Origin of the sequence: Mycobacterium sp. RTGN6 (genome assembly GCF_033804605.1) — a bacterium.
In the GTDB taxonomy this organism is placed as follows: Bacteria; Actinomycetota; Actinomycetes; order Mycobacteriales; family Mycobacteriaceae; genus Mycobacterium.
Window position 1 is genome coordinate 65,220 of record NZ_JAPZKZ010000015.1, and the last position, 9,929, is coordinate 75,148.

Sequence of the window (9,929 nt, forward strand, 5' to 3'; positions counted from 1 at the left end):
TCCTGGCGTCGCGACGATCGGTATTGAGTAATCCACTACTCGAATGCGGTCGGGCGCGACACCACGCGGAGCGTTCACCAACGATTCGACGCGCATTCCCCACCTGCTTGCCCCGGTTCGCGGCTGAATTCGATTCTCTGCTCAGCTAGCCGCAATGCGACCACGTGCGCATGGGTCGCGGACCACATTCGCGAACTTTCCCGAGTTCTTTTGGCGGCCCGGTCTTGGTAGAGTGGTCGACGTGCAGCGGCTGCTCCTCCTCGGACGCCGCGACGGGGTCTGATCCAGACCGGCTTCCCGTCGCGGGTGTTCTTGATGCGCCGGTCTGAATTCGAACCAGACGAATCCGGAGCAGAACCGTGAACAACCCCAGCCACACCGAATCTTCCACCGACGCGTTCTCGTCGGTACGCACCATCTCCACCCCATCGGGCCCGCCGCACGCGGGCCAGCCCGCCTGGAACACCCAGCGCGCGACGTCGATGCCCGTCAGCAGGTACCGAACGTTCGCCGAAGAGGTCGAATCCGTCACCGTGGCCGATCGCACCTGGCCCGACAAGGTCGTCGAGACCGCCCCGATGTGGTGTGCCGTCGACCTGCGCGACGGCAACCAGGCCCTGATCGACCCGATGAGCCCTGCGCGCAAGCGGCGGATGTTCGACCTCTTGGTTCGCATGGGTTACAAGGAGATCGAGGTCGGCTTCCCGTCGGCCAGCCAGACCGACTTCGACTTCGTCCGCGAGATCATCACCCAAGGCGCGGTGCCCGACGACGTGACGATCCAGGTGCTGACCCAGTGCCGGCCGGAACTGATCGAGCGCACCTTCGAGGCGTGCGCGGGCGCACCAAGGGCAATCGTGCACTTCTACAACTCGACGTCGATCCTGCAGCGCCGAGTGGTGTTCCGCGCCGACCGCGATGCGGTCAAGGCCATCGCCACCGACGGGGCCCGCCTGTGCGTCGAGCAGGCGACGAAGTACCCGGATACGCAGTGGCGCTTCGAGTACAGCCCGGAGTCCTATACGGGCACGGAACTGGAGTACGCCGTGGAAGTCTGCGATGCGGTGGCCGACATCGTGCAGCCGACGCCCGAGGTGCCGCTCATCATCAACCTGCCTGCCACGGTCGAGATGGCGACGCCCAACGTCTACGCCGACTCGATCGAGTGGATGAGCCGAAACCTGGCCCGACGCGACTCGATAATCCTGAGCCTGCACCCGCACAATGACCGCGGAACCGCCGTCGCCGCAGCGGAATTGGGCTACCAGGCCGGAGCCGACCGCATCGAAGGCTGCCTGTTCGGCAACGGCGAGCGCACCGGCAACGTGTGTCTGGTGACGCTCGGGCTGAACCTATTCTCCCGCGGCGTGGACTCGCAGATCGACTTCTCCAACATCGACGAGATCCGTCGCACCGTCGAGTACTGCAACCAGCTGCCCGTCCACGAGCGGCACCCGTACGGCGGTGACCTGGTGTACACGGCGTTCTCGGGCAGCCATCAGGACGCCATCAACAAGGGCCTGGACGCCATGAAGATCTCTGCGGACGAGGCCGACGCCGACGTGGACGACATCCTGTGGCAGGTGCCGTACCTGCCGATCGACCCCAAGGACGTCGGCCGCACGTACGAGGCCGTGATCCGGGTGAACTCGCAGTCCGGCAAGGGTGGCGTGGCCTACATCATGAAGGCCGATCACGGGCTGGCGCTGCCGCGGAGGCTTCAGATCGAGTTCAGCCAGGCAATCCAGAAGATCACCGATGGGGAGGGCGGCGAGGTGTCGCCCAAGGAGATGTGGGACGTCTTCGCCGACGAGTACCTGTCGCCGATCCGGCCGCTGGAGCGGATGCGGCAGAAGGTCGACGCGGCCGAAGTCGACGGCGGCACCGACACCATCACGGCGGTGGTCAAGGTGAACGGCGTCGAGCGCGAGATCGTCGGCGCGGGCAACGGCCCGCTCGCCGCGTTCGTCGACGCCATCGGCGCTGTCGGCTTCGACGTGTCGGTGCTGGACTACTCCGAACACGCGATGTCGTCGGGCGAGGAAGCGCAGGCCGCGGCCTATGTGGAGGCGTCAGTCGGCGGCAAGACGGTGTGGGGCGTCGGCATCGCGACGTCGATCACGACGGCCTCCTTGCGTGCGGTGGTATCGGCCGTCAACCGCGCTGCCCGAAGCTAGGCTGACGAACGCGTCAAAACGACGCGGATCACAACGCTTAAGGAGTAGACGTGAACTGGGGCTCGACGTGGGACTTCCTGTGGCACTTCCTCATCATCTTCGCGTGGGTCGCCTATCTGTTGGTGCTGTTCCAGATCCTCACGGATCTGTTCTGGCGGGACCACAAGACGTCGGGCTTCATCAAGGCGGTGTGGGTCTTCTTCCTGATCCTGATCCCCTGGCTGACGGCCGTGCTGTACCTGATCTTCCGCGGTCAGGGCATGGCGCAGCGCTCCCACGACGCCGCCGTGGCGGCCAAGCAAGCGACCGATAACTACATCAAGCAGGCCGCCGGCCGCTCGCCCGCCGAGGAGATTGCACACGCCAAGGAACTGCTCGATGCGGGCACGATCTCCCAGGGCGAGTACGACTCGCTGAAGGCGAAGGCGCTCAGCTAGGGCCGAATCCCCCGGTAGAACGCCACCGGACCAACCACGCGCAGCCGCCGCGAGCCACCCGCGGTGTATTCGAAGCCGCTGTTGCGCAGCAGGCCCGGGATCGCGTCGGCGTCGTGAGCAACGGACAGGTGATGACCAACGACGTCGACGATGTGGATGCTCCCGCCCGGCCTCAACACCCGGAAGGCCTCGGCCAGCGCCGCGGCCTTCACGCCGTCGTCGAGGTGATGCAGCATCATCGACGACAGCACCCGATCGAACGACCCGTCGGCATACGGCAGCTCCTGCGCATACCCCTGCTCGAAGCGGATGCCGACCAGGCCGTCGGCCTTCCGGCGGGCCCGGCCCAGCGCCCGCGGATCGGGGTCCACCCCGGTGAGCTCCACGCCCGGGTGCGCACGTTTCGCCCTGATTGTGAGATTGGCTGTTCCGCAACCGATCTCGAGCACCTGGGCGCCGTCGTGGAGCTCGGCGGCATTGATGAGCTCGTCGTACGCCGGGGGCATGCCCAGCAGCCGGGTGAGCAGGTCGTAGGCCGGGAGCAGCAGGTCGTGCCCGGCGGCGGGCAGGTAGTCATGGCGGTTGCCCCACGCCCGCGTCACCGAATGTGAATGATCTTTCGTCATGACTCCATCATGGCGAGCCGCTCATCACAGGTGTCGTGACATCTTCGGCAAAAGTGGGATTATCTTTGGAGCATGACGTCGTCGGTCCGACCGGTCAGCCACCTCGACGGAATCCCCGTCTACGACTACCCCACCGACCCGGCGATACCGCCGGTGACGGTGTTTCGGATGCACCCCGGCAGCCTGCCCGAGAAGGGTCGCCACATCCACGCGTTTCCGATCCTGGCCTACCTGCCCGCCAGCGGAACGGTCCACGTCGTGGCCGCCGGCAAGACGATCGACCCGGCCTGGGCAAGTGGGCGCGACGACGGCATCGCGGTGTTCTTCGATCCCGGAGCCCTAGACGACGGCCCCCGGTCGCCATGGCCGACGTGGCGGAGCCACCCGCTGCTGTTTCCGTTCCTGCACGGACGCACCGGCGGCCTGCTGCACCTTCAGCTGCCACGGCAGCGAAAGGCGTTCTGGGACAATGTCATCGATTCCATGGAAGCCGAGCTACTGGATCGTCGGGAAGGCTTCCGGCAAGCGGCACTCGCGCATCTGACGCTACTGCTGATCGACCTGGCGCGGCTCACCGACGACATGGTCGGCGATCTCCGCCGCAGCGGCGAACCCCTGATCGCCGATGTCTTCGCAGTGATCGAGCGCCGCATCGGCGAGCCGCTCTCACTCTCCGACGTCGCCCGCGAACTGGGGCTCACCCCGGGTCATCTGACCACGGTGGTGCGCCGCCGCACCGGCCGCACGGTTGGCGAGTGGATCATCGAGCGCCGCATGTCCGAGGCGCGCACCCTGCTCGGCGGAACCGACCTCCCGATCGCCGACGTCGCCCGTCGCGTCGGCATCTCCGATCCCGGCTACTTCGCCCGCCTGTTCCGCGGCGTCCACGGTGTGTCACCGCGCAGTTGGCGCGCCTAGAAGAGCGTGAACTGGTCCCCGGTCAGCGTCGGGTCGGTGAACTCCTCGAGGTCTGTACCACCGACGACGTGCTTCAGCAAGGCCATGAACTCGGCGTCGCCGACCTGCGGGATGCCCAGTTCACGGGCCTGATAGCCCTTGCCTTGATCGGGTTCCGCCTCGTCGCAGATCACTAGCGACGTCTGTTGGTCGACCGCCTCCGCGTAAGACAGCCCGGCATGCAGCGTCCGCTCGATGAGCTCTTCGTAGGTATGCGATACCTCCGCCGACAGCGCCACCCGCATGCCCTGCACCAACGGACGCCCCGTCATGAATCGGCCCGGATTCTCGTACGCGCACGGCAGCCGCGCGGCGACGGCCTTGAGTGGACGTAGTTCCTCATGGGTGGTCTGCCCGTTCGGCCAGGTGCGTCGGGTCACCGGGCGCACGGGCAACCAGGCCCCACGGTCGACGGCGCCGGCCAAGGCCGGCTTGAGGATCTGCGCCAGCACCAGTGCGTCGTCGAGCGCGTCATGCGGTCGCATCTGCGTGACACCCCAGTGCGCGGCAAGGGTTTCCAGCCGCAGGTTCTCGACGCCGAGGCGGAGCCTTCGGCTGAGTTCGACCGTGCACATGGCGGTGTCGATGGGCAGCTCGGCGCTGACCAACTCGGCCTCGGCGGCCAGGAACGAATAGTCGAACGCCACGTTGTGGGCTACCAGGGTGCGGCCCGCGAGGACGTCGACGAGGTCGCCGACGATGTCGGCGAACGTGGGTTGGCCCTCCAGCATCTCGGTGGTCAATCCGTGCACGTGCGTCGGCCCCGGATCGACACCGGGATCGAGCAGGGTGGAGAAGCTGCCCTCGAGGTTGCCGTCGTCACCGACCGCCAACGCGGCGACACTGACGATGCGCGCCTGCCCAGGCCGGAAGCCCGTCGTCTCGACGTCGACGACCGCCCAGCCCGCTCCGGGCTCGGTGGCTGGTCGGCCCCACTCCTGGCTCACGTTTCGAGGATGACACGCTCCCCCGACAAGCCCGCAGCGGTGACGCCGCGTGTCGCCCACCCAGTTTTGCCCTCCTAGACTGCCGGGGATGGTTACCGCTCGAGGACGCGTCGCGCTGGGCGCCGGTGGCGCTGCGCGCTGGGCGTCGCGGGTCACCGGTCGCGGCGCGGGCGCGATGATCGGCGGACTCGTCGCGATGACGCTCGACAAATCGATCCTGCGGCAGCTCGGCACGGGCCGTCGCTCCGTCGTCGTCACCGGAACGAACGGCAAGTCGACCACCACCCGGATGACCGCCGCGGCCCTCGCCACGCTGGGGCCCGTCGCCACCAACGCCGAAGGCGCGAACATGGACGCCGGGCTGGTGGCCGCACTGGCGGGCGCCCGCGACGCCGAGCTTGCCGCACTCGAGGTCGACGAGATGCACGTGCCGCACGTCTTGGATGCAGTGGAAGCTGCGGTCACCGTCTTGCTGAACCTGTCGCGCGACCAGCTGGATCGCGTCGGCGAGATCAACCACATCGAACGCACGCTGCGCGGTGGGCTGGCCCGTCACCCCGACACCGTGGTCGTGGCCAACTGCGACGACGTGCTGATGACGTCGGCCGCCTACGACTGCCCACACGTGGTGTGGGTGGCGGCCGGCGGCGGCTGGGCGGCCGACTCGGTGAGCTGCCCGCGAAGCGGCGAACTCATCGTCCGCGACCAAAACCATTGGTACTCAACGGGAACCGACTTCAAGCGGCCCACCCCCCAGTGGTGGTTCGACGACGTCAACGTTTACGGCCCGGATGGGTTGGTGCTGCCGATGAGCCTGTCGCTGCCCGGCACGGTCAACCGCGGCAACGCCACCCAGGCCATCGCCGCGGCCGTCGCACTCGGCGCGGATCCGGCGGCCGCGGTGGAGGCCGTCTCGTCGGTCGACGAGGTCGCGGGCCGCTACCGGACGGTGAAGCTCGGCGCGCACACCGCGCGGGTGCTGCTGGCCAAGAATCCGGCAGGCTGGCAGGAAGCGCTGTCGATGGTCGACAAGCAAGGGGCGGGTGTCGTGATCGCGGTCAACGGTCAGGTGCCCGACGGCGAGGACCTGTCGTGGCTGTGGGACGTGCGCTTCGAGCACTTCGAGGACACCGCGGTGGTGGCCGCGGGTGAGCGGGGCACCGACCTCGCGGTGCGGCTCGGCTACGCAGGCGTCGGGCACACCCTGGTGCACGACACGGTCAAGGCCATCGCGTCGTGCCCACCCGGGCATGTCGAGGTGATCGCCAACTACACGGCGTTTCTGCAGCTGAACAGGGTGTTGGCACGCAATGAGTGATTCGACCGTGCGGATCGGGCTGGTGCTGCCCGACGTGATGGGCACCTACGGCGACGGCGGCAACTCGGTGGTGCTGGCGCAGCGGCTGCGGCTGCGGGGCATCGACGCGGAGATCGTCGACATCACGCTGGCCGATCCGGTGCCGGATGGCCTCGACCTCTACACGCTTGGCGGTGCCGAGGACTACGCGCAGCGGCTGGCCACCAAGCACCTGATCCGCTATCCCGGATTGCAGCGGGCGGCCGAGCGCGGCGCGCCCGTGCTGGCGATCTGTGCGGCCATCCAGGTGCTCGGCCACTGGTACGAGACGTCGGCGGGCGAACGCGTGGAGGGCGTCGGACTGCTCGACGTCACCACGTCGCCGCAGCCGACGCGAACGATTGGCGAAGTGGTCTCCCAGCCCGTTGTGGATGGACTGACGCAGCGGCTCACCGGATTCGAAAACCACCGCGGCGGAACGGTTCTCGGGCCCGCGGCGCAACCGTTGGCCAAGGTGATCACTGGCGCAGGCAACCGGGCGGGCGATGGCATCGACGGAGCGGTGCAGGGCAGCGTCGTCGCCACCTACCTGCACGGCCCCTGTCTGGCGCGCAACCCCGAACTGGCCGACCAGCTGTTGTCGAGGGTCGTTGGTGACCTGGCGCCGCTGGAGTTGGCCGAGGTAGACCTGCTGCGTCGTGAGCGGCTGGCCGCTCCGCGGAGGGCTTAGGGCTTCCAGCCGCGGGCTTACAGGCCCAGGTCGCGCAGGAACTCCGGCTTGTAGGCCTCGAGGATTACGTACGACGGATCGGGCGCGGCGGTCTCGCGCGCACCATCGGACACGACGCCGCCGTCCGTCGGGTCGACCCACTCCTGCTTGCCGCCATCCCAGCGACTGATCGTGTACGTCGCTTCGAGGTGGTCGTCGGCCACCAGCTGCCGCACGGTGCGCTCGGCCTCCTGTGCGTCCGCCAGCGTGTGCGTGTACAGCTGAATCCAGTTGCCGTCGCGCGTCAGGGTCACCCGCGAACCGAGACGCTCCCGCGCCTCGTCGTCGAGATCCAGCGTCCTGAGCCGCTCCCAGAACGAGAACCCGTGCTCGTCGGTGCCAAGCTCGACTTCGACCTTGAACTCTTCGTCAGCCACCCGACAAACCTAAGCCATGGCCCTGCGGCCCGTGAGCGCCCGGCCCAGGGTGAGCTCGTCGGCGAACTCCAAATCCCCGCCCATCGGCAGCCCCGACGCGATGCGCGTCACCGTGAGCCCTGGGATGTCGCGCAGCATCCGCACCAGGTAGGTGGCGGTGGCCTCACCCTCGGTATTCGGGTCAGTGGCGATGATTACCTCCGCAACGTCCACGCCGTCGACGCGCTCACCAATCCGGTTGAGTAGTTCACGAATACGGAGTTGCTCAGGACCCACGCCCGACAGCGGATCCAGCGCGCCACCCAGTACGTGGTAGCGGCCGCGGTACTCACGGGTGCGCTCGACGGCCTGGACGTCCTTGGGCTCCTCCACCACGCACACCAGTGACGCGTCGCGCCGCGAGTCACTGCAGATGCGGCACTTGTCCTCGTCGGAGACGTTGCCGCACACCGCGCAGAACTTCACCCCGTCGCGCACCTTGCCGAGCACCGCCGTCAGCCGATCGATGTCCGGCGGCTCGACCGAAAGTAGGTGAAATGCGATGCGCTGCGCGCTCTTTGGCCCGATCCCCGGCAGCTTGCCGAGTTCGTCGATGAGATCTTGGACGGGCCCTTCGAACAACTCAGAGCCCCGGCATGCCGAGGTCGCCCAGCCCGCCCGCCAGCGGCCCGAGCCGTGACTGCGCGAGGATGGTCACCTGCTTGGCCGCGTCCTGCAGCGCCCCCACGATGAGATCCTGCAGGGTCTCGACGTCGTCGGGGTCGACGACCTTGGGGTCGATCTGGATCGCGATGATCTCGCCGCTGCCCTTCGACGTGACCTGAACGAGCCCTCCGCCGGCCTGCCCGTGCACCTCGGCCTTGGCGAGAGCCTCCTGCGCTTCCATCAGCTGCTGCTGCACCTGCTGTGCCTGCGCCAGGAGCGCCGACATGTCGGGTGCTTGACCGGGTTGCATGTCTGGTCCCCTTGCGTGTTGGTCTCGTGTCGGTATCGACTTGATTGCGCTCGTCCGCACGCGGCGGTTTGGGGTCCAAGACTAGTCGTCGCCGGGGCTACCGTGGCGCCGTGCACGTACCTGCCTGCCTGCGTGTCGGCGCCTCAGCCGCCGCCGCATTGCTCATCGCCGTGTCCACCGCGGCCGTCCCCGCCAGCGCGGCGCCCGTCAGCATCGCGGGGATGATCGTCTTCCTCGACCCCGGTCACAACGGCGCGAACGACGCGTCGCTCACGAAGCAGGTCCCCACGGGTCGCGGCGGAACCAAGGACTGCCAGACCAGCGGGACGACGACCGACGGCGGCTACTCCGAGCACTCGTTCAACTGGGAGACCGTGCTGCGCATCCGCCAGGAGTTGACGGCGCTCGGCGTGCGCACGGCGATGTCGCGCGGCGACGACACCAGCGTGGCCGCCTGCGTCGACGAGCGCGCGGCCATGGCCAACGCGTTGCGCCCCGACGCGATCGTGTCGATCCACGCCGACGGCGGGCCCGCCACCGGCCGCGGGTTCCACGTCAACTACTCGTCGCCGCCGCTCAACGACGTCCAGAAGGGACCGTCGGTGCAGTTCGCCCAGATCATGCGCGATCAGTTGCAGGCGTCTGGCCTGATGCCCTCCAACTACATCGGTCAGGCCGGGCTGCTTCCACGCGCCGACCTGACTGGGCTTAACCTCGCGCAGTTCCCGTCGGTGCTCGTCGAACTTGGCAACATGAAGAACCCGGCCGACGCGGCGCTGATCGAGTCACCCGAGGGCCGGCAGAAGTACGCCGACGCCGTGGTGAAGGGCATCGCCGGATTCCTGGGTTCGCGGCCGCAGCGAACGGCCTAACCCGCCTCGAGGTGAGCCTTCAGGTTCTCCAGCACCTGCGCCTGAATCTTGCGCAGCCCCAGGGGCGCGAACGTCTTCTCGAAGAAGCCGCCGATCCCGCCCGCCCCCTGCCATGACGTCTTCAGGGTGACGGACGACCCGGTTCCTGCCGGTGCGACGGTCCAGTTGGTCACCATCGTCGAGTTGGCGTCCTTCTCGATGACGGTGCGGCCCGCGACGTCGACGCTTGCTTTCACTTCGCGCACCCGCGACTTGGTGGCCTGTAGCTTCCAAGTGGCGACGGTTCCTGCGCCCTGGCCGCCCTCGAGCACCTGGTACCCGCTGTACTGCGACGAGAGAATCTTCGGGCGCACCGTCTGGTAATCGGCGACCGCCGTGAGCACCGCATCGGGCTCGGCGTTGATCAAGACGGTGCTGGACGCGCTGACCTGTCCCATCGGTGGTGACTCCTAGCTGACGACATGCGGGTGTGATCCAACCTGGCTTCTGTCGCATCGGCTGCGACCGCGGACTAG

General features: G+C 67.8%; 12 protein-coding genes. 6 read left to right on the forward strand and 6 right to left on the reverse strand.

Going from position 1 to position 9,929, the window contains the following annotated elements:
* Nucleotides 1-359 precede the first annotated feature (359 nt).
* Both leuA and SLQ33_RS30235 read left to right on the forward strand, forming a co-directional pair.
* On the forward strand, nt 360-2,177 hold the full coding sequence (gene leuA, locus SLQ33_RS30230) for a 2-isopropylmalate synthase (protein ID WP_319457608.1): 1,818 nt from the start codon (nt 360-362) through the stop codon (nt 2,175-2,177).
* A 50-nt stretch (nt 2,178-2,227) separates the two neighbouring features.
* The gene (locus SLQ33_RS30235; protein WP_319457609.1) at nt 2,228-2,614 is read left to right on the forward strand and encodes an SHOCT domain-containing protein; all 387 of its coding nucleotides are present in this window, start codon (nt 2,228-2,230) and stop codon (nt 2,612-2,614) included.
* Here the strand turns inward: SLQ33_RS30235 and SLQ33_RS30240 are convergent.
* On the reverse strand, nt 2,611-3,240 hold the full coding sequence (locus tag SLQ33_RS30240; RefSeq protein ID WP_319457610.1) for a class I SAM-dependent methyltransferase: 630 nt from the start codon (nt 3,238-3,240) through the stop codon (nt 2,611-2,613). The genes SLQ33_RS30235 and SLQ33_RS30240 overlap by 4 nt on opposite strands.
* A 72-nt stretch (nt 3,241-3,312) precedes the next feature.
* On the opposite strand from SLQ33_RS30240, the gene SLQ33_RS30245 reads away from it, so the two are divergent.
* Nucleotides 3,313-4,158 (forward strand): AraC family transcriptional regulator, encoded by an 846-nt coding sequence (locus SLQ33_RS30245; protein WP_319457611.1) that lies wholly within the window; start codon nt 3,313-3,315, stop codon nt 4,156-4,158.
* On the opposite strand, the gene SLQ33_RS30250 is transcribed toward SLQ33_RS30245, so the two are convergent.
* The gene (locus SLQ33_RS30250; RefSeq protein WP_319457612.1) at nt 4,155-5,144 is read right to left on the reverse strand and encodes a DEDDh family exonuclease; all 990 of its coding nucleotides are present in this window, start codon (nt 5,142-5,144) and stop codon (nt 4,155-4,157) included. The two genes, SLQ33_RS30245 and SLQ33_RS30250, sit on opposite strands and share 4 nt — an antisense overlap.
* Before the next feature lie 88 nt (nt 5,145-5,232).
* Between SLQ33_RS30250 and SLQ33_RS30255 the strand changes: the two genes are divergently transcribed.
* Together SLQ33_RS30255 and SLQ33_RS30260 are read left to right on the forward strand one after the other, a co-directional pair.
* Nucleotides 5,233-6,462 (forward strand): Mur ligase family protein, encoded by a 1,230-nt coding sequence (locus tag SLQ33_RS30255; protein WP_319457613.1) that lies wholly within the window; start codon nt 5,233-5,235, stop codon nt 6,460-6,462.
* Entirely contained in the window at nt 6,455-7,171 is a 717-nt protein-coding gene (locus SLQ33_RS30260; RefSeq protein ID WP_319457614.1) for a glutamine amidotransferase, read from the forward strand. Before SLQ33_RS30255 ends, SLQ33_RS30260 begins: the two co-directional genes overlap by 8 nt.
* Before the next feature lie 17 nt (nt 7,172-7,188).
* Here the strand turns inward: SLQ33_RS30260 and SLQ33_RS30265 are convergent, their stop codons facing one another.
* The 3 genes from SLQ33_RS30265 to SLQ33_RS30275 are packed head-to-tail and all read right to left on the reverse strand — an operon-like array spanning nt 7,189 to nt 8,542.
* On the reverse strand, nt 7,189-7,587 hold the full coding sequence (locus SLQ33_RS30265; RefSeq protein WP_319457615.1) for a hypothetical protein: 399 nt from the start codon (nt 7,585-7,587) through the stop codon (nt 7,189-7,191).
* Between the two features lie 9 nt (nt 7,588-7,596).
* The gene (gene recR, locus SLQ33_RS30270; protein WP_319457616.1) at nt 7,597-8,208 is read right to left on the reverse strand and encodes a recombination mediator RecR; all 612 of its coding nucleotides are present in this window, start codon (nt 8,206-8,208) and stop codon (nt 7,597-7,599) included.
* Between the two features lies 1 nt (nt 8,209).
* Entirely contained in the window at nt 8,210-8,542 is a 333-nt protein-coding gene (locus tag SLQ33_RS30275) for a YbaB/EbfC family nucleoid-associated protein (protein ID WP_319457617.1), read from the reverse strand.
* Between the two features lie 110 nt (nt 8,543-8,652).
* Here SLQ33_RS30275 and SLQ33_RS30280 point away from each other — a divergent pair, with 110 nt between their 5' ends.
* The gene (locus SLQ33_RS30280) at nt 8,653-9,414 is read left to right on the forward strand and encodes an Rv3717 family N-acetylmuramoyl-L-alanine amidase (protein ID WP_319457618.1); all 762 of its coding nucleotides are present in this window, start codon (nt 8,653-8,655) and stop codon (nt 9,412-9,414) included.
* Here SLQ33_RS30280 and SLQ33_RS30285 read toward each other — a convergent pair.
* Complete coding sequence (locus tag SLQ33_RS30285; RefSeq protein WP_319457619.1) at nt 9,411-9,851, reverse strand: SRPBCC family protein; 441 nt, start codon at nt 9,849-9,851, stop codon at nt 9,411-9,413. The two genes, SLQ33_RS30280 and SLQ33_RS30285, sit on opposite strands and share 4 nt — an antisense overlap.
* Nucleotides 9,852-9,929: the final 78 nt, after the last annotated feature.